A 19,996-nucleotide genomic window follows, 5' to 3' on the forward strand; every position below is an offset into this window, starting at 1 on the left:
TAGTACCGGACAGCAGGCGCCAGTTGGATCCATCTGGCGGGGGTTCGTTCCAAGGAGCACCGATGCCCACCCATGTGAACCTGGCCGCAGCTTCCCCGTGGGTCAGTCTGACCGCGTCGACCGAGGACTGGGACGCGGCGGAGCCCGATGTGCTGCTGCGGATGCTGGCCCAAGCGCAGTGGATCCGCGTGTTCGAGGAGTATGTGCTCGAACTGGCGAGCCAGGGTCTCGTGCACGGCCCGGCGCACTCGAGCATCGGCCAGGAGGGCGGGGCCGTCGGCTCGATCCTGCCCCTGCGTAGCGACGACTACGTCAACGGCTCACACCGAGGCCACCACCAGTTCCTGGCCAAGGCGTTCGGACACGTCGCGGTGCCCAAGTCCGGGACTCTGCCCGAGCTCACCGACGACATACGAACCGTGCTCCGGCGCACCCTCGCGGAGATCTGCGGCCTGGCCGAGGGGTACTGCTGCGGCCGGGGTGGCTCGATGCACCTGCGCTGGCGGGAAGCCGGCGCCATGGGCACCAACGCGATCGTCGGTGGCGGTGTGCCGCAGGCAGCGGGCTTCGCGTTCAACCAACGCAGATCCGGCTCCGATGCCGTGACCGTCACCTATTTCGGCGACGGCGCGGCCAACATCGGATCCGTTCTGGAGACCCTCAACCTCGCGGCAGTGTGGCGACTGCCGGTCTGCTTCTTCATCGAGAACAACCAGTACGCGGTGTCGACGTCGGTGTCGGAGTCCACCGCCGAACCACGTCTGTCCGCGCGTGGCCTCGGGTTCGACATACCGAGCTGGCGGGTCGACGGAATGGATCCACTCGCCGTCAACCTGGCCATGAACGAGGCGCTCGCGCACATGCGGGCGGGCAATGGGCCGACCATCGTCGAGGCCGACCTGTACCGGTACTTCCACCAGAACGGACCGTACCCGGGCAGCTCCTTCGGTTACCGCGACAAGTCCGAGGAGCAGGCTTGGCGGGACCGGGATCCGGTCGAGCTGCTGCGCACCCAGGCCGTCCGGCGCGGCCTGGCCACCGAGGAGCACGTGACCGCGGCGCGGGACGAGATCGTCGCGACCATGCGGGAGATCGGCAACGCGCTGCTGGAACCCGTCCCGGGCGGCAAGCCGGGACAGCGTCGGATCAAGGCGAGCGAGTGGCCCGACCCCGGGTTCGTCGACGTCGGTGTACGTGGCGACCTGAGCGAGCTCGCCGACAGCCGCTTTGAGGAGGCCGACACGTTCTCCGGACAACTCGGCGAGCGCCGGTTCATCGACGTGGTCAGCGACGTCATCGGCCGTCGCATGGAGACCGATGAGCGCGTCGTCGTGCTCGGTGAGGACGTGCACCGCCTCAAGGGCGGCACCAACGGCGCCACCAAGCGTGCGATCGAGGTCGCACCGGACCGCGTGCTGGGCACGCCGATCTGCGAGAACGCCTTCACGGGCCTAGGCTGTGGCATCGCGGTGGACGGGCGGTTCCGGCCGATCGTGGAGTACATGTACGCGGACTTCATGTGGGTCGCCGCCGACCAGTTGTTCAACCAGGTCGCCAAGGCACGCCACATGTTCGGCGGCGAGATCCCCGTGCCGTTCGTACTGCGCTCCAAACTCGCCGCGGGTACCGGCTACGGGTCGCAGCACTCGATGGACCCGGCGGGCATTCTCACCACGGCGCCGGGACTGCGGGTGATCGCACCCTCCAACCCGTTCGACTACGTGGGCCTGATGAACACGGCACTCGCCTGCGAGGACCCTGTGGTCGTCCTGGAGCACGTCGACCTCTACACGGCGACCGGCATCGGACCGGTGTCCGACCTGGACTACCGGATCCCGGTGGGGAAGGCGGCGCTACGCAGTGAGGGCGACGACCTCACCGTGATCTCGTACCTGTCGATGGTCGGGCACAGCCTGGCGGCGCTCGAACAGGTACCGGAGGTCAAGGCCGATCTCATCGACCTACGGTGGCTGGACCGGGCGAGCATCGACTGGGAGACCATCGAACGCAGCGTCAAGAAGACCAACCGCGTGTTGATCGTCGAGCAGGGTGCCATCGGCACGTCCTACGGTTCCTGGCTGGCCGACGAGATCCACCGGCGACTGTTCGACTGGCTGGACGCGCCGGTCGAGCGGGTAACCGGCAAGGTCTCCTCTCCCAGCATCAGCAAGGTACTCGAACGTGCCGCGGTCGCGCGCACCGAGGAAGTCGTCGCCGCCCTGCGCGGCATCGCCGCCGCCATTTGACGCCCGAGAACAAGGAGGCCCAACCATGGCAACGCTGTTGCGAATGCCCGAAGTGGCGGCCGGCGCGACCGAAGCCGTCCTGTCGGACTGGCTGGTGAAGGAGGACACCCCCTTCACGACAGGCGACCCCATCGCACTGATCGAGACCGACAAGGCGTCCGTGGAGGTCGCCGCCGAGACGGACGCGGTGATCCTTCGGATCCTGGTGCCGGCCGGAACACTCGTCGAGGTCGGCTCACCGGTCGCGCTGCTCGGCGGCGACGGTGACCAGCCCGGCGACGCCGACCGGCTGCTCGCCGAACTCCAGGTCGGTGACACCCCTCCCCCCAGGCAGGCACCCGAGCGTCGTGAGGTGCCCGAGCCCGCACCCGTACAGACCACGTCGAACGGCTCCGCCGGCCGGATCTTCAGCAGCCCACTGGCCCGGAAGCGGCTGAAGGAGGCCGGCCTGACGCCGGACCAGGTTCGGGGCACCGGCCCGAACGGCCGCATCGTCCGCGGGGACGTGGAGGCCGCCATCGCGAGTGCCAGGCAGTCGGCGCCCGCGCCCGCGCCGGCACGGGCACCGACACAGGCCCAGGCGCAGGTACCGACGCAGACACAGGATTCGTCCCCGGCGGCCAAACCGGCCACAAAGGGCACGGGCACGTTCCACGAGATCCAGCACACCCGTCTGCGCCGGGCGATCGCCGAGCGGTTGACCGCGAGCAAGCAGACGATCCCGCACTTCTACGTGAAGCGCACCGCCCGCGTCGACGCGCTGCTCGCGCTGCGAGCACAGCTCAACGAGGTGTCGCCGCACAAGATCTCGGTCAACGACCTGGTGCTGCGCGCGGTCGCGGTGGCGCACCGGGCCGTGCCGGAGGCGAACGTCATCTGGACCGACGACGCGTTGCGGCAGTTCGACTCCGTCGACGTCGGCGTCGCGATCGCCGGTGAGCGCGGGCTCGTCACCCCCGTGCTGCGCGGCGTCGACAAGGCATCGCCCAGTGCGATTGCGGGCCAGGTACGGGAGTTCGTCCGGCAGGCGGGCGACGGCACCCTGCGGCAGAGCGACCTGGAGGGCGGCTCGATCACCGTGACCAACCTCGGCATGTTCGGTGTCGACGAGTTCTCGGCGATCATCAACCCGCCCCAGTCGGCGATCCTGGCCGTCGGCGCGGGATCCAGGGCCCCGATCGTCGTCGACGACAGGATCGAGATCGCGACCCAGCTCTCGCTGGTGTTGTCGGTGGATCACCGCGCGATCGACGGTGCGCCGGCCGCGCGGTGGATGTCCGTCCTGGTGCACGCACTCGAAGAGCCGTTCCAGCTGATCGCCTGATACTCCGGAAGGACTCCGACGTTTGCCTCGGCCGGAAGGTGTCAGAGGAGTGGGGCAGGCCGGCCGGCAGTCGATGGGGGTGGTCTCCTGGAGACCGCCCCCTCGGTCGTGTGCTGCCGCCGCCGGTGGGGGCGGCGACGGGCGAGGGCCCGGCGTTGTCCGCGCCGGATCGACCGCCCTGGCACCTGGCCCGGCGAGGGCAGCCGCGACAGCGGAACCTGTGCGAGGACACGGACCGCTGCGAGGACCTGTCGGATCTCCACAGGAGTGTGCCGGGGCGAGCAAGGACGGCCAGCCGGCCGGCGACGATGCCGGCGCGGGCCGGGGTGCGGCCCTGGTCGATCAGCGGCGGCAGGGCCGTCTACCGCCGCAGTTGAGTGACGAGCCGGCGTACCTCGGCGGACGGGGCGACTCCGAACTCGCGCATCGTCGCCGCGTACCGCTGGTACAGCGCCAGCACACCGTCGTCGCTGCCGCTCGCGTGTGCCAGGGAGATCGCCAACTGCCATGCCTGCTCGCGGTACGGGCTGACCTTCAGCACGTCGTCCACGAACTGCCGGGCCTCCCGGTATCTGCTGAGCCGGAAGGCCAGTCTGGCCGCCTCGATGCGGCCGCTGGTAACCCGTTCACCGATCTCGGACCGGCGCTGCTCCACCCAGACGCTGGACAGCGTCGCCAGGTACGGCCCGCGGTCGGCCTGGGCGAGCGCCTCGGTCATGGTACGCAGGCGGATCTCCCCGTCCTGGTGGTCGGCCTCGACCAGCGAGTCCAGCATGACCTGCGCCGTACCGCAGACCAGGCCGGGGTGGGCGAGGTGCAGACGGTCCCCGTCCTGCCGCGGGACGAGATCCTCGGGGAGTACGTCGCGCAGCCGGTAGAGAGCCTGGCGCAGGTAGTTGCGGCCGGCGGCTTCGTTGCGGCTGTCGAACAGGGCGTCCAGGAGTTCCTGCCGGGACACCTCGCGTCGGGCACCGAGCAGGTAGCTGAGCACCTCTACGCTCTTGCTCAGCCGCAGCGCCGACTGCTGACCGTCGACGGTCAGGACGGGTTCGCCGAACTCCTCCAGCAGCAGCCGCGGGGCTCTCGTCGTCACCCGCACTGTGTCCTGCCTGGACAGTGCGGAGGTGAGCTCGTGCCAGCGCGACATCCGCGTCGGGGACGCGTCCGCTTCCCGGACTGCTACGGCAGGCACGTCGGTCAGCGCGCTGAGCAGCAGGTGCTGTGATCCTTGTGCCGCGGCCTCGGTGAGGGCGAGTTCGGCGGCGGCGTCCGACGCGTCCTCCTCGCCGAGCCGCCAGTACGCCTCCGAGAGGTATGCCGCGGCGGTGCCCAGTTCGAGCCGCCGGTCACCGCGCCGCATGCCCTCGACGCACGCCTCCAGTTCCACGCGTGCCTCGGCGTTGTGGTTCCGCAGGAGGAGGGACAGGCCGCGCCACAGGTGGCACAGCTCGCGGCTGAACGCGTAGTCGGCCGCTCCGTACGCCTCCGCCTCGGCGAGCGCACGGTCGGCCGCCTCGGTGTCGTGGTGCAGTCGCAGGCGCAGTTTCGCCTCGTTCAGCAGTCCGAAGACGCGGTAGATTTGGGAGCCCGTCTCCGCGATCAGCCGGTGGCCGCGTTCCAGGGCGGCGCCTGCCTCGTCGCCCCGACCGAGGTCGAACATGAGGTCGACCGCGTCGAACGCGTGCAGCCAGGGCGGTTGCCACGACTCGCGGCGTACCTCGTACATCTCCATGGCTTCGTGCAGGCGACCGGTCGCCCGCAGCCCGGCGATGACCCACGGCGCGCCGATCACGGTCCGCCAGGGGTCCAGGGTGGCGGGCCGGTCGAGTCCGCTCAGGCGGCCTCGGACATACCCGATCCGCATCAGCATCCCGTCGACCGTGCCGGACGGCACCGGCGCGTAGTCCGGGAATGGCGGGGCGCTGCCGTCGGCCAGGGCCAGCAGGTTCTCGGCGGCCTCTCGGGCGCGGCCGGCGGGCAGCCTGTCGGTCAGCGTGCGCGCCTCGGCGAATCGGCCGGAGTGCCACAGGCACCAGGTCGCCAGCAGCAGTGCCTCGTCGAAGTGCGGTGAGCCGGGTGACGGAAGCCAGTCCTGGCCGTGCCGGTCGAGCAGTTCGTTGCCGCGTCCGCAGTGTTCAAGGGCGAACGACACGCGCAGGACTATGGTGCCGACCTCGGGCGTGGGCGTTCTGCTGGAGGCGTCCAGTGCGTCGAGCCACCGAGCCGCCAGCGCGAAGTCCATCCGGCCGAGGAGATCAGGGAGGGCGACTGCAGCCTGCCGCCACGCGTCCTCGGTGTCGCCCAGGCGCAGGAACGCGTCGACGGCCTCCTCCAGTTCGCCACGCTGCACCAGCAGGTTCGCGTGGCGACGGTACAGCCGGCGCACGGTCTCAGGATCCTCGGTCCTGGCCAGTTCGTCGGCCAGGAACTCACGGAACTGGGGGTGCGGGGTCAGGTGGGAACCGTCCTGGGACCATGCCACGGGCAGCCGCTTGAGCCGCAGGAATGCCATCAGCCGGACCGCGTCCGTCTGGCCCAGCGCCACCGCGTCAGGGACCGAGATTTCCGCCAGCGGACTGGTGTGCAGCAAGAAGGTGCGCTCGGCGGCGGAGAGAGTGCGGAGGATGTTGGCCGACAGGTAGCCGCGCAGGGCGCCGGACCTGGCACTTGTCACCTCTGCGGTACGCCAGCCCTCGAACAGCACTCCCGCCACCCATCCGCCCGTCATCTCGACGATGCGCTCGACGTCGGCATCGGGGTGGCCGACCAGCCGGAGGGCCGCCGCGACCTCTTCGGCGTCGAACGCGAGGTCCTCCTCGCCCAGCTCTCCCACCCGGGCCATGTCGCTGATCGAGCCGATGTCCAGCGGAACGCTGGTACGCGATATCAGCACCAGGGTGACGTCGGCGGGCAGGTACCGGGCCAGCGCCGACAGGACTACGACGGATCCCTCGTCGGCGGTGATCCGCTCGACGTTGTCGCACACCAGCACGAGACGGCTGTCCTGCAGGCTCTCCGCCAGCAGCCCCGCGGCCTCGCCGATCTGGATCCCGCTCCGCAGTGCGTCGGACGCGACGCGGCCGGCCGCCGCGACGTACGGCTCGACCGCCGCCTCGAGATACACCAGCAACCGGCCGGGAGCCTGTTCCGTTCCATCGAGCGACAACCAGGCGACCGGGCGCTCAAGATCGCGCAGCGCCAGGGCGACGGCCGTGGTCTTGCCGCCACCCGCGGTCGCGCACACCGTGACCACGGGATGCTGGTCTATGAGGGACCGGACCCACCCGGTCAGCCGGTCCCGCGGCACGAGGTCGTCCGCGGGCTCGGGTGCCACGAGCTTCCGCCGGATCACCGTCCGCCGGCTTCCCGCCCCACAACTGCGATCGTCCTTCACCGCGGCCCGCCTCACTCGGAGTCAGAACAAACGCGCCCTCTTCAGGTGGGCAACCGCTGCTGCCAGGCAGAGCCGGATGACCCCATACCGCCAATATTCGAGAGCTTGATGTCGCTGGGTCAAGCTCGGTTTCGCGGACATTAACGAGGATGATCGGTCCTTGCCTGTCAGCGGGCCCATGTGTGGCGCACGACGCCGTCCATGGCCGGTGCACGGATGAGAAGCAGCGGCTGTCGCCGGGCCGGATGGCGGTGCGATGGTCCCGGAAAGTCGCGACGAGTCCTCTATCAACGCTTGTCCGGGAATCGTTAGTCGAATTCCTCCGGAGTTGGCTGAGCCGTTAGTCGTCCTTGCCGCCTGCCATCCCGCGCAGCACGCTTGCGGACAGCGGTATCCGCGCCGGGCCCTCGTGGGGAAACCGGACATGACGCTTGGTGTGCGACTGGACGGACAGCGCCCGCCACGGGAAGCGGCGGCGGGATCGGCCTGGCGACGGCCTGGGCGCTACCGGCGCGCGCAAACCATCACCGTTCCACCCAAGGAGGTTCTTGCCATGGCACTCGTGCCGCCGGTGACCAAGGAACAGATCGCCCCGACCGATCTTCCGCTGACCGGCCGCGACGTCGGCGTGACCGCCATCGACTCCGAGGTGCTGTCGCGGACGCGGCACGGATTGCCCCCTCGGGAGCCTGTCGCGCTCACCATGTCCGCCGGAGTGTGGAACGCCCTCACCCGCCTCCGCCCGGCGATGGACCTCGGCCTCCATTTCGACCTCGACCTCGGTGAGCCGCAGGTCCGCGGCGGACGCCGCCGTCTGAGCACGGATCAGAGAGCATGACCGCCCAGATTCTCGATGGCAAGGCCACCGCAGCCGCGATCAAGTCCGATCTGACCGTCCGCGTGGCGGCCCTGAAGGAGAAGGGCGTCACGCCCGGCCTGGGGACCGTCCTGGTGGGCGACGACCCCGGCAGCCAGAAGTACGTCGCGGGCAAGCACCGCGACTGCGCGCAGGTGGGTATCGCCTCCATCCAGCGTGAACTGCCCGCGACCGCCACACAGGAGGAGATCGAGGCGGTGGTGCGGGAACTCAACGAGGACCCCGCCTGCACCGGCTACATCGTTCAGCTCCCGCTCCCCAAGGGCATCGACGAGAACCGCATCCTGGAGCTGATGGACCCGGACAAGGACGCGGACGGACTCCACCCGATGAACCTCGGCCGCCTCGTGCTGAACGAGCCGGCCCCGCTGCCCTGCACCCCGAACGGCGTCCTCACCCTCCTGCGCCGCTACGGCGTGGAGATCAAGGGTGCCGAGGTCGTGGTCGTCGGCCGCGGGGTGACCATCGGCCGGCCGATGCCGCTGCTGCTGACGCGGCGCAGCGAGAACGCGACCGTGACCCAGTGCCACACCGGTACCCGGGACCTCTCCGCGCACCTGAAGCGCGCCGACATCATCGTCGCCGCGGCCGGCTCCGCGCACCTCGTGCGTGCGGAGGACGTGAAGCCGGGCGCCGCCGTCCTCGACGTCGGAGTCTCGCGCAGCGCCGAGGGCAAGATCGTCGGCGATGTCCACCCGGATGTCGCCGAGGTCGCGGCGTGGATCTCCCCGAACCCGGGCGGCGTCGGCCCGATGACCCGTGCCCAGCTTCTCGTCAACGTGGTGGAAGCGGCGGAGCGCAGTGTCGGCTGAGGACACCCACCACAGTCCGGAGCCGACCAGGTACGACGCGATCGGCGCATCCGGCACCGAGGACCGCCCGAATCGTCACCCGTCGATTCCCGCCGATCACCCAGGACGGGGCCAAGGGTTCGCCCTGCACCCCGGGGGTCCGCGACGGCGGGCGGGGAGCGGCTGCACTTCCCAGGTGCCACTCGGTGACCGCCCACGGGTGCGGCATCCCGCACGTTCTTCTGGGATGTCGCACAGCCGTTCCCGTTCCCTCTCCTCGCCTCGATGCCTGGTTGCCGGACCTACGCGATCTGCCGGCCCCGGGTTTCAGGCAGGGCCACCACGCCGACGATCACCAGGACGTACCCGAGAGCTCCGACACCCATGGCCGCCTTCAGTCCGAAGACCGAGGAGAGCGCGCCCACGAGGGAGGGGAAGAAGGCGGCGACTCCCCGGCCGAAATTGTGGACAACGCCGACGCCCGTGCCGCGCACCCGGCTGGGGAACAACTCGCTGAAGAACACGCCCGTACCGGCCAGCGATCCGCATGCCGCCATCCCCAGCGGCACGCCCAGCACGAGCAGCAGGCCGTTGGCTCCCTCGGGGATCCAGGTGTACGCCACCACGCACACCACGCCGCTGACCGCGAAGAAGATGAACGTGGCCCGGCGGCCGACCCAGTCGTGCAGGAAACCGGCACCGACATAGCCGAGGAAGCAGCCGGCGATGACGGCCGAGAGGTAGCCGCTGGTGCCGACGACCGTCAGACCGCGCTCTGTGTGCAGGTAGGACGGCAGCCAGGTGAAGATGGCGAAGTACCCGCCTTGTACCCCGATCCCGACCAGCAGGGCGAACAGCGTGGTGTGTCGCAGGTCGCGTCCGAACAACGCGACGAGCCCGCCCCAGACCGGAGCGGGGGTCTCTCCCGCGATGCGACGGCGATTCTCCGTCGAGACAACGGAGTCCCTCACGTTGCGCCGGATGAAGAGCAGCGCGAGGGCGGGCAGTATGCCGAGGAGGAACAGGTAACGCCAGGCGTCAGGGCCGGCGTGGCTGAAGATGACCGTGTAGGCGAGGACCGCCAGACCCCAGCCGACCGCGTACGAGCTGTGGACGAATCCCATGATCCGACCGCGGTGCCGGGCAGGGGCGACCTCGGCGATCAGGACCGCGCCGGCCGCGAACTCGCCGCCGAACCCGAGGCCCTGCAACCCCTTGAACAGCAACATCTGACCGTAGTTCTGGGACAGTCCGGACAGGGCGGTGAAGACCGCGAAGGTCGCGATGGTGATCATCAGGACCCGCACCCGCCCGACGCGGTCCGACAGCAGGCCCGCCAGGGCCCCACCCACGGCCGAGGCCAGCAGGGTCACCGTCATGATCAGACCCGACTGGGTGGAGTTCAGCGTGAACGCCGCGGCGATGGACCCCAGGGCCAGCGGCAGGGTGGTGAAGTCGAAGGCGTCCAGACCCCACCCGGCGAACCCGGCCCAGAACACGGGCCGGTGTTCGCGGGGGAGGGAGCGATACCATCGGGGAAAGGGTCCGGCAGGGGTCGAGGTGGCCGTTGCCACAGCCGAGGACGGTGCTTCGGTCATGAGGTTCTCCTGGAGGTCGGGCTCGGAGGGTCGATCTCGAAGGGGCGCAGATCTCATGAGGGTTGTGTTCCGATCAGGCCGCGGGTCGGCCGGTGAACCCTTCTTGCTCGTGCCAGGCCCCGTACGGGTCCAAGTCGCTGTCGCCACGTAGGACGCGGGGTTCAGGACAGCCTCGGCTCCGGTCAAAAGCCTTGGCCTGGGCGGCCGGTGGCCGGCTCGAGTGTCGTCGGCAGGGCGTTAACCCACTCGTAATCCGGAAGCCGCTCACCGGTTGCTGCTTGCACTCAAGAGCCCAGGCACCAAGCGCCAGGTCGTGCGGCACAACGGACCTCAGGTCTTGCGCGCCGGGCAGCAGGAGGACGGATCAACGGGGCGCCGGGTTGTCGAGTGAACCTTCGGCCGGCCCCCTCTCAGCACTGGTGATCGTGGCCGGGGCTGTCGTCGGCCGGGGGGAAGAACACCACATGGGGTTCGACGTTGCCGTCGAGACGGAGGCTGTGATACATCGTCAGGGTGTGGTTGACCCCGAGGGTTTCCACACCGCCCAGCCTGCCGGACCACTTGTCGATGACCGGCTTGGCAGCTTCCGAGGCAGCGGCCTCGTACATGGTCTTGAAGTACTCGTAGATGTGTTCTGTGCCGACCGTGTCGCGTGCGAGGTTCCGCTTGACCGGTGTGAGTTCCAGCGCGTGCTGGGCGGCGTCGCGAATGTCGTGCATGTACTCGCGCTGCGTCTCGACGTCCTGGCGGGTGCCGAGGCGGGTGAGGTGCCCGGTGATCATCGTGTCAAAGTCGAACGCGAGCGCGTGGTCGTGGTGCGCCATGAAACCGGGGATGTGTTTGGACTGGGCGATGTTGGTGAACGGCACCCACCCCGGGTAGATCACGTCGACCAGCATCAGGACCTTCTGCCGGGGCAGGTACACGAAGCTGTTGCCAGGAGCGTGGTTGCTGCCCTTGTAGTGCATCTCGAGGACCTGACCGCCGACCTCCATCCGGTAGGAGTCCCCGAAGGTCACGTCCGGGAGCCGGCGCAGCGGATCGCCGGCCTCGCGCAGCATCGTGTGAGTCTCCCGCTGCGCGATCCGGGTGGCCTCATCGGGGAACTGGTCGACCCTTCCGATGTGGTCGCCGTGGAAGTGCGTGTACACCACGTGGGTGATGGGCTTGTTTGTCACGTCGCGGATGGCGCGAGTGACAAGGCCGCCGAGCGAAGGTGGTGCGTCGATGGCGATCACCTCGTCGTCGCACACCACGAACGCGCACTGGTAGCCGCCGTCCGTGATCCAGTGGACGCCGTCGGCGACCTCTTCGACCAGGTAGCCGGAAGGCGGCACCTTGGGGCCGATCGCGTTCTGGGGAACGAGGGGAATGTCGAGTCCCCGGGCTGTATGTGTCATCGCTGCTCGCTTTCGCACAGAGGATTCGCCGTGGCCTGACGGGTCGCAGGCCGGGCATGGGTGTGATGGCCTGTCGCGCGGCCGGGGCGCCGGTGTTCGAGGCCGGCGCGGCGACGCTGCCCGGGAGTGCCCGTGTCAGGGCGGACCAGGCACCCCCGGGCAGCAGTTGTGTGAGTACCTCGACCCAGCCGACGTGACGCCGGCCGAGGCGGGGCGGACGTGTCCGGAACAGTCAGGTGCCGGGTCGGACCGGTCAGTCGCGAGGGCGGTTGCGGTGCGACTGGGGTTCACGGAGTGTGGGCAGTTGCCCGCCGACCGCGAAGTAACGTTGCCCGGCGACCAGCAGTTCCTCGGCGGGGAACTTGGTGATCACCTCGCAGCCGTCCTCGGTGACGACCAGTTCCTCCTCGATGCGGGCGGCCCCCAGGCCGTCGGCGGACGGCCAGTAGGTCTCCAGAGCGAACACCATGCCCTTCTCGAGGACCTCGGGGTGGTCCAGCGAGACCAGGCGGGAGAAGATCGGCTTCTCCCAGATGGACAGTCCGACGCCGTGGCCGTACTGCAGGGCGAACGCCGCCTCCTCGTCCGGGAAGCCGAACTCCTGGGCCGTCGGCCAGACGGACACGATGTCCGCGGTGGTGGCGCCTGGCCGGACGAGTTCGATGGCCCGGTCCATGTACTCGCGGCACCGGGTATAGGCGTCGCGCTGCGACGGTGACGCGCTGCCGACCGCGAAGGTCCGGTAGTAGCAGGTGCGGTAGCCCATGTGGCTGTGCAGAATGTCGAAGAACGCGGGGTCGCCGGGCCGGATGATGCGGTCCGAGTAGACGTGCGGGTGCGGAGAGCACCGCTCGCCGGAGATTGCGTTCACCCCCTCGACGTGCTCGGACCCCAGGTCGTACAGCGTCTTGCTGACCAATCCGACGCACTCGTTCTCGCGTACGCCGGGTCGCAGGAAGGTGTATAGCGAGTCGTAGGCGGCATCCACCATCGCGCACGCCTGGGTCAGCAGCGTGACCTCCGTGTCGGTCTTGACCCGCCGGGCCTCCAGGAACACCTGCTGACCGTCCACGACGGTCACGCCCGCGTCCCGGAGCGCGGCCAGTACGGGCATCTCGATGACATCCACGCCGACGGCTTCGCCGGCCAGGCCGTAGAGGTCGAGCTCGCGGCGTACCTTGCGGGCCACCTCGTCCGCGATGCCGGCGTCAGGGTTGAACGCACCGCGCAGCGTGGAGATGCCGGCCCGGGCGCCCGACGGATTGCGCTCGTCGGACGGGTGGTCCAGCCACGGCGCGTACAACTGGTGGTGCCGTGCCGCCGAGCCGAAGTCCCACACGATGGGTTCGCCGCCCCGTACCAGGAGGGCGAACCGGATCAACTTGTCGACCGCCCAGGTACCGATGTGGGTGGCCGTCATATAGCGGATGTTGGTGAAGTCGAAGGCGAGGACGGCGCCGAGTTCGGATGCCTCGAGCTGGTCTCGCAGCCGCCCCAGCCGGTCGTCGCGCAGCCGGTCGACGTCGATCCGCCGTTCCCAGTCGACCGTGTTCAGGCCGAACGTGGAAGTCGCCGCGGATGTCATCGTGTCTTCCCGTCCTCAGGCAGAGTGCGCCAGTCGTCCGGGAAGAAGAAGGCGTCCGAGGTCGGAGGGACGGGCGACTGAACCTCGATCCAACGGGCGGGCTCCTCACGCTCGTTGACGAAGCCGTGGGTGCCGTCCGTGCTTACCCAGACGAGGTCGCCGGTCTCGGTGACCTCCTCGTTGCCGTCGATCCAGCCACGCATGCCGCCGCCGATGAAGTAGTAGATCTCCTCGAACGGGTGGTAATGCACCTTCGCGGCCTTGCCCGGGCCGGAGCGCGGGGCGATGCTGGCGATGAAGGTCGTGTGGTGCTGTGCGCCGAGCAGTTGGTCCACCATCATCCGGATGCTGATGTTCTTGATGTTGGGTCCGTGGTATCCCGGCATGGACAGATCACCGAAGGGCGCCACGTCGGATTCGCTGAAGTGGCCGACGTAGCGGTGGCGGGGGTCGGTTTCCGAGGGGCGGCCCAGGTACTCGCCGGACAGTGGCTGTGTCGAGATGTGACTGCGCGCGCCGTCGAACACCGGCGGCTTCGGTGCCCGTACCGAGAACCAGCTCAACCCCTGGTCGCCGGCCGACAGCGAATGTGCCAGCCCGACGGGCGCCACGCCGTAGTCGCCGGCGCCGAGGTCGTACTCCAGGCCCGCGAGCGCCGCGCGGCCGTTGCCGGCCGTCACGAACCAGGATTCCTCGAACGGGCAGCGGTTCCAGCCGAGGGTCGCACCGGGTGCGAGTTCGTACAGCGAGATCTCCATGTGATGCGACCCGTGGATCTCGCCGACCATCAACGCCTGCCGCAGTCCAGGCACGTCTTTGACGTCAACCCACTCGCGTTCGGCGGCACGAGATATGTGGTAAGTCATGGGGTTTCCTTCATGGTTGGCAGGTTGTGACGGGCTCGAGTGTGCTCCGGAGGGCGTTAATCCACTCGAAATCGGGAGAGCCGCTCACCGCCGCGACCGAGTGACGAGCCGGGGCACTTCGGCGGAACGTGCGACTCCCAACTCACGCGTCGTCACCGCGTACCGCTGATGCAGCGCCTACGCACCGCTGTCGGTCGCGCGTGCCAGGTACCCGCGCCGCGCCTCGGACCAGGTCGGAGTGTCCGAGGTGGAGACGTCGTCCCCGTTCTGCTGCGGAGCAGATCCCCGGGAGTACGCCGCTCAACCGGTAGAGCGTCCGGGCGCGGGCAGTTGCGGCCGGCGGCTTCGCTGCGGCCGCCGAACAGCGCGCCCGGGAGGTCCTGCTGGAACGCCTCGCGTCGAGTGCCGGGCAGGTGGCTGAGCCTGAGCACTCCCACACCCTTGCTCAGCCGCAGCGCCTACTGTCGCCCGCCCCGCAACCGCGATCGCCTCCCGCCGTGGCCTGCCTTACGCGGAGTCAAAACCAACGCCCCTCACCGCCACATGCCGCGCGCCCGCCCGCGACCCGGCCGGGCACACCGGAGAGATCACCGAGCGAGACGACCGACGGGCGACACACGTTTGGGGTCCGTGGCAGCACAATCGGTTCCCACGGCCTTCTCGGGGTGGTACCGGCGTGTCGGGCCTCGGCGGCCGAAGGGGTCGACGCGGCCCCGCGACGGCCCGGGGAACGTCGGCGGCGCCCGCCGACAGGGGCACCGGGTGTGCGCGTCCGGCCGTGGCGGCGCCCCGGCCGTCCCGCGACCACCGACGGTCCGGACGACTGGTGCGCGCGCAACAGCCCGGCCTCACCGTCCAGGACGGTGAGGCCGGGCTGCAGAGCGACGGCGTTACTGTGCGGCGGCCGCGTACCGGCGCGCCTGGCGGACCCGCACGCCGTTCATGTCCCGTATCTGACCGGCAGGCTCAGCTGAAGGCCTGCGGGTTGCGGAAGAACGCCTTCCCGTTCGGGTAGGACACCAGCTCGCAGTTCAGTCCCCAGGGCGACAGGAAGTACACCCAACGCTGTCCCTCGTGCGGTCCTCTGCTGTCCGTCGGGTCCCCCAGCACCCGGAGTCCGCGCCGCCGCAGTTCGGCCACCGCGGTATCCATGTCCTCCACGTACAGGGCGAGGTGGTGACCGCCGATGTCGCTGTTGCGGGGTGGCTCCAGCCGCTGGCCGGGTACCTGGTACTCGAAGACTTCCATGATCGCCTGCCCGCCGATGCGGAAGAAGTAGATCCGCGGCGCCACCGCCTCGTCGGGCACGTTCAGGTGTTCGCTCATCCAGTGGCCCTCGCCCCGCAGCGGCCCGAGCCGGTACAGGTACTCGAACCCGAGCACGTCTTCGAAGAACTCCCGCGCCTGGTCCAGATCGGGAACCGTGATCCCGAAGTGGTCGACACGGGTGAGTCCGGGGATGGGCATCGGACGAACCTCCAGTGGTTCCGGTCTGCGTGTGGTGCGGTGGTCAGGGAAAGACCACGGTTCGGTTGCCGTCGAGCAGTACGCGGTTCTCGGTGTGCCAGCGGACCGCGCGGAACAGCGCCAGGCACTCGACGTCCCGGCCGAGAGTGGTCACGTCGGCAGCGGTCATGGAGTGGTCGATGCGCGCCACCTCCTGTTCGATGATGGGGCCCTCGTCGAGATCGGAGGTCACGTAGTGCGCGGTGGCACCGACGAGCTTCACGCCTCGGGTGTGGGCCTGGTAGTACGGCCGGGCGCCCTTGAAGCTGGGGAGCATCGAGTGGTGGATGTTGATGGCGCGCCCCTCAAGCTTCTTGCACAGCTCCGGGGAGAGGATCTGCATGTACCGGGCGAGCACCACGAGGTCCACCTCCAGCTCACCGACCAGGTTCAGCAGGTCCTTCTCGGCGGCCGACTTGGTCTCCGGCGTGACCGGGACGTGGTGGTAGGCGACGCCGTAGGTCTCGGCCAGGTAGCGCAGATCCGGATGGTTGGACACCACCGCGGCCACTTCGACGTTCAGGCCGCCGTTGAAGGCGCGGAACAGCAGGTCGTTGAGGCAGTGACCGAACTTGCTGGCCGTGATCAGGATGCGTTGCGGCCGCGTCCCGTCGAGCAGCCGCCACTCCATGGAGAACTGCTCTGGCACGGTGGTGAAACCCGCGCGCAGCGTGTCGATCGTGGTCTGCGGGTCCAACGCTTCGAACTCCACCCGCATGAAGAACTTCCCGGCCTGGCGGTCGGTGAACTGCTGGCTCTCCACGATGGTGCAGTTGTTCCCGAGGAGGAACGTCGTGACCGCGTAGACGATCCCCGGCCGGTCGGCACAGGTCAAAGTGAGAACACAACGGGCGGCGGTCATGCTGAATCACGTCCTCCACTGTGAGCCGGAGTGCCCGCGACGCTCTGGAACGGCGCTGTCATACCAGCGGGGCGGTGCGGAGCGTGGCGCGGATGTGGCGCTGGATGTGCCGTTCGACGGTGGGCTTGGCCGAACCGCCGTTCACCTCGCCGACGACGATCGTCACCTCGCGGCCGTCGATCGCCTCGCTGTCGTCCACCATGGCCAGCGAGGACCAGCCGCCCACGTTGACGGTGTAGCCGGCGTTCGCGGAGACGCCCACGAGCCTGCCGTCGACGAGCACCTTGTCGTAGGACCCGGTGGCGTAGTTGGAGACCGGCATCTCCAGGTATTTCGCGTGCGGTCCGCTGCCGAACAGGCTGTCGGCGATCAGCTCCGCGGTGTCCCGGTCGTTCCAGCGCAGCCACACCTTCTTGCGGTGGGGCTCGTCCGCCATTCGTTCCAGGGCCGCCCGGCCGATGAAGTCGTGGTCGAACTTGATGACGTGCCCGTAGCCGAGGTCCCACGGCGTGACGTAGTAGTCCTCGATGGTGTCCGATACGAAGCTGCCGCCGATGGAGGCGTTCGCCTCGAAGCCGTCCGCGGACAGCCACTCCCGGAACGGTTTCATCGTCTCACCGGTATAGATGGCGGGCACCGGCGCAGGTATCCAGCCGGACTCGATGGCGGTGGACGGGTAGGCACGTGCGCCGCCCTGGCGCAGCCGGAATTCTTCCCCTGCGGTCAGGAGCGCCTCCCGGACCCGCTCGGCGTGTTCCGACGGACCTACCAGCTCCAGACCGGTGAATTCCAGCCCGGGCACTCCGACCATGGTGTGGTTCAGTGCGCGCACCGGAACACCCGCGATCTCGAATTCGCCCATGGCGAAGAACCTGATGCGCGGCAGCGGCGCGCCCGCCGCCTTCTCGACGATCTTGTGCGTGGCCGGTCCATTGAGCTGGAACCGGAAAGTGAGCCGCCTGCCGTCGTTGGCGATGGAACGCTCGTCGCGGGTCACCGTGACCCGGTAGTCTCCGTGCTCGGCGTGGAAGGCGGCCCAGTTGGGTGCGACCGGGCGGCCCACCAGGCTGAACTCGTCGTCCTCGAAGGCGAACAGAATGGCATCCCCCACGAAGTAACCGTCGTAGTTGCATGCCACGAACTGCTTTGCCTTGTTCCTGCCGAAATTCTTGAATCCGTTGACACTGAGATCAGACATCAGTCGTAGCGCGTCCGGACCCTTGAAATAGATGTCCGTCATGTGGTGCGACTGATCGAACATCACGGCGGTCTCCTGCCACGCACGCTGCTCGTCCCGCCAGTTGGTGTACTCGGCGCGCATGGGGTAGACGTACGGGCCCTGGGGCGCGTTGCGCAGCATGTCAGCGACGTTGCCGGCCTTCTGGATTTTCTCTTCGAGATTCATGAAATTTAAACTCGACCTTCTGTCTGTGGGCGGTGGTTGTTGTCACGACGGCAGGTCGCGGGGAGTCATCCGGCTTCCTCCACACCGCTGGTGCGGGACAGCCAGTCGAGTGTGGTGTCGACCTGGTTGAAGGAGAACAAGTGCAGGCCTTCGACCGACAAGTCGGTGAAGGAGATCTCCTTCTGGATGGCGAGCAGCAGGTCCATGGGTTCGTAGGCGCGTCCGAGCAGCAGATTGCCGACCAGGCCGTGCTGTTTGGACAGGAATCGCACAGACTGGCCGACACCGATCTTGACCGAGAGTTCGACCAGTTTCCTGACCTGCAGCGGGGCCGCGACACCGATACGGAGCGGCAGGGTGACGCCGCGGTCGCGAGCGAATCGCAACCATCCGGCCATGGCCGAGGCGTCGAAGCACAGTTGGCTGACCATGTAGTCGGCGTACTGCTGCTTGCGCAACAGTGCGTCGAACAGAACGTCCTCTGAGATCTTCGGATGACCCTCCGGGTAGCAGCCGATCCCTATTTTGGACACACCGTGGTCGAACTCACCCAATTCTTGGAGGATTTCCGTGGCCTCTTTGAACCTGCCGGCGGGTTCCTCGCCGTCGCCGCCGATGACGAACAGTTCGTCGACACCGAGATCAGTGATTCTCCGTACAAAATGTCGCAGGTCGCGCCGCTCCTCGACCATGCGGGCCGCCAGGTGCGGCACGACCCGGTGCCCAGATCGGCGCGCTGCGGCAACGTGGTTGAGTGTGCGCAACAGTCCGAACTTGGGCGAGCAGGTGATGGCCACGGTCGTGTCGGCCGGCACGACGGCCGCCTTCTCTTCCGCACCCTTGAGGGGAATTATCTCGATACTCGCGTTGCGGACTATATCATCGACCGAAATTCCCCGGTCAGCAGATTGCACCATTTCAGTTTCCGCCTTCTTGAGCTGGAATAATTCAGATAGTGCGACCTGTTTCGGTCACATCGCGCACCGACCGAAAAGCTGGTGACATAAATGCAAGAGGTGTCTGTCCGGTTTACGACGCGACCGGCGACGACATGAACCTGCTGCGGCGTACCGTCGGTGATCCGCCATCACGTAGAAGGACTCGGCGAGCAATGCGGCCGTCGGCGTGCATTGTTCCGTGCGGTGGACCCGGAAAGTCGTGGAAGGGACCCTACGGCAGCGATGGTTAGTCACCCGTTAATCGAATTCATCTGGAGTTGGCCGAGCCGTTAGTCGTTCTTGTCGTCTGGTCGTCCACGATGCAGGCTTGCGGGCAGCGGTATTCGCACCGCACCTGAAATTCATGGATGGGAAAACGGAAATGACACTTGATATTCGTCTGGACGGACGGACAGCGCTCATCACGGGAGGCGGCAGCGGGATCGGCCTCGCGATGGCCGAGGCGCTGCATGCGCAGGGCGCCGCCGTGGCCCTCCTGGGCCGCACCAAGGCGAAGCTGGAGGCCGCCGAGAGGCAGATCGCCGCAGGCGGCGAGGGCCGGGTGCTCACGGTGGTGGCCGACGTCAATGATGTCGAAGCGGTGGCCGACGCGCTGCGCGAGGCACACCAGTGGCAGGGCCGGCTGGACATCGTCATCAACTGCGCGGCGCCGCTGCTGGCCGTCGGCCCGTTGGCGGAGGCCGACGAGGCGGTCATGAGTGACGCCCTGAACGCCAAGACCGTCGGCTACCTGCGAGTGGCGCGCGCGGCGCTGCCGCTCATCGAGAAGGGTGGCACCGGGCGCATCATCAACATCGCGGGCATGGCAGCGCACATGCTGGTCCCGAACATCGGCGTCGCCGCCGCGGTGAACGCCGCCGTGGTTGCCATGACCAGCTATCTGGCCGCGGAAGCGGCCCCGCAGGGCGTGCTGGTGAACGGCATCTCGCCGGGTATGACGCTGACACAGGTCTGGCTGGACCGTCATGCGGCCACCGCCGAGGCGAAGAACCTCACCCCGGAACAGGTCCGCGACGGCATGGTGGAAAACCTCGGGATCCGTCTTGGCCGCTGGGCGCGCCCCGAGGAGATCGCGGCCGCCGCCGTGTTCCTGGCCTCCGACCTCTCGTCGTATGTGTCCGGTCAGGTCCTGCAGGTCGACGGCGGGCTCGGCAAGTCAGTCATCTGACCGTCGGCAGAAGGA

The 19,996-nt window shown here is 68.4% G+C and carries 14 protein-coding genes; 5 read left to right on the plus strand and 9 right to left on the minus strand.

All coding sequences use genetic code 11. The annotated features are described in order from the left end of the window. The first annotated feature begins 62 nt into the window (after nucleotides 1-62). Nucleotides 63-2,246 (plus strand): thiamine pyrophosphate-dependent enzyme, encoded by a 2,184-nt coding sequence (locus tag HEP85_RS37050; protein WP_168531810.1) that lies wholly within the window; start codon nucleotides 63-65, stop codon nucleotides 2,244-2,246. A gap of 25 nt (nucleotides 2,247-2,271) precedes the next feature. Further along, nucleotides 2,272-3,570, plus strand: coding sequence for a dihydrolipoamide acetyltransferase family protein (locus HEP85_RS37055; RefSeq protein WP_168531811.1), 1,299 nt, complete (start codon nucleotides 2,272-2,274; stop codon nucleotides 3,568-3,570). A 361-nt stretch (nucleotides 3,571-3,931) separates the two neighbouring features. Here the strand turns inward: HEP85_RS37055 and HEP85_RS37060 are convergent, their stop codons facing one another. After that, nucleotides 3,932-6,904, minus strand: coding sequence for a BTAD domain-containing putative transcriptional regulator (locus HEP85_RS37060; RefSeq protein ID WP_248002244.1), 2,973 nt, complete (start codon nucleotides 6,902-6,904; stop codon nucleotides 3,932-3,934). A gap of 613 nt (nucleotides 6,905-7,517) precedes the next feature. Here HEP85_RS37060 and HEP85_RS37065 point away from each other — a divergent pair. Continuing rightward, nucleotides 7,518-7,802 carry a hypothetical protein gene (locus HEP85_RS37065; RefSeq protein ID WP_168531813.1) on the plus strand — a complete coding sequence of 95 codons (285 nt, stop codon included), beginning with the start codon at nucleotides 7,518-7,520 and terminating at the stop codon, nucleotides 7,800-7,802. Continuing rightward, on the plus strand, nucleotides 7,799-8,653 hold the full coding sequence (locus HEP85_RS37070; RefSeq protein ID WP_168531814.1) for a bifunctional methylenetetrahydrofolate dehydrogenase/methenyltetrahydrofolate cyclohydrolase: 855 nt from the start codon (nucleotides 7,799-7,801) through the stop codon (nucleotides 8,651-8,653). The genes HEP85_RS37065 and HEP85_RS37070 overlap by 4 nt, the downstream gene beginning before the upstream one ends. 281 nt (nucleotides 8,654-8,934) lie before the next feature. On the opposite strand, the gene HEP85_RS37075 is transcribed toward HEP85_RS37070, so the two are convergent. From HEP85_RS37075 to HEP85_RS37110, 8 genes are all read right to left on the minus strand, one after another. Next, on the minus strand, nucleotides 8,935-10,131 hold the full coding sequence (locus HEP85_RS37075; RefSeq protein WP_248002245.1) for an MFS transporter: 1,197 nt from the start codon (nucleotides 10,129-10,131) through the stop codon (nucleotides 8,935-8,937). A gap of 509 nt (nucleotides 10,132-10,640) precedes the next feature. Then, nucleotides 10,641-11,630: an MBL fold metallo-hydrolase gene (locus tag HEP85_RS37080; RefSeq protein ID WP_168531816.1), complete on the minus strand. Its 990-nt coding sequence runs from the start codon at nucleotides 11,628-11,630 to the stop codon at nucleotides 10,641-10,643. Nucleotides 11,631-11,883: 253 nt separating this feature from the next. Then, nucleotides 11,884-13,215 (minus strand): Xaa-Pro peptidase family protein, encoded by a 1,332-nt coding sequence (locus HEP85_RS37085; protein WP_168531817.1) that lies wholly within the window; start codon nucleotides 13,213-13,215, stop codon nucleotides 11,884-11,886. Continuing rightward, nucleotides 13,212-14,081, minus strand: coding sequence for a cupin domain-containing protein (locus tag HEP85_RS37090; RefSeq protein WP_329528413.1), 870 nt, complete (start codon nucleotides 14,079-14,081; stop codon nucleotides 13,212-13,214). The genes HEP85_RS37085 and HEP85_RS37090 overlap by 4 nt, the downstream gene beginning before the upstream one ends. Before the next feature lie 966 nt (nucleotides 14,082-15,047). Further along, nucleotides 15,048-15,548, minus strand: coding sequence for a VOC family protein (locus HEP85_RS37095; protein WP_168531820.1), 501 nt, complete (start codon nucleotides 15,546-15,548; stop codon nucleotides 15,048-15,050). Between the two features lie 43 nt (nucleotides 15,549-15,591). Beyond that, nucleotides 15,592-16,449: a formyltetrahydrofolate deformylase gene (gene purU, locus HEP85_RS37100; protein ID WP_168531821.1), complete on the minus strand. Its 858-nt coding sequence runs from the start codon at nucleotides 16,447-16,449 to the stop codon at nucleotides 15,592-15,594. A gap of 58 nt (nucleotides 16,450-16,507) precedes the next feature. Further along, on the minus strand, nucleotides 16,508-17,854 hold the full coding sequence (locus HEP85_RS37105; RefSeq protein ID WP_168531822.1) for an aminomethyl transferase family protein: 1,347 nt from the start codon (nucleotides 17,852-17,854) through the stop codon (nucleotides 16,508-16,510). 65 nt (nucleotides 17,855-17,919) lie between these two features. Then, the gene (locus HEP85_RS37110) at nucleotides 17,920-18,771 is read right to left on the minus strand and encodes a methylenetetrahydrofolate reductase (protein WP_369658017.1); all 852 of its coding nucleotides are present in this window, start codon (nucleotides 18,769-18,771) and stop codon (nucleotides 17,920-17,922) included. A 349-nt stretch (nucleotides 18,772-19,120) separates the two neighbouring features. On the opposite strand from HEP85_RS37110, the gene HEP85_RS37115 reads away from it, so the two are divergent. Further along, complete coding sequence (locus tag HEP85_RS37115) at nucleotides 19,121-19,981, plus strand: SDR family NAD(P)-dependent oxidoreductase (RefSeq protein WP_248002246.1); 861 nt, start codon at nucleotides 19,121-19,123, stop codon at nucleotides 19,979-19,981. The last annotated feature ends 15 nt before the right edge of the window (nucleotides 19,982-19,996 follow it).

The sequence above is a fragment of the Streptomyces sp. RPA4-2 genome, from assembly GCF_012273515.2.
GTDB lineage: Bacteria > Actinomycetota > Actinomycetes > Streptomycetales > Streptomycetaceae > Streptomyces > Streptomyces kaempferi.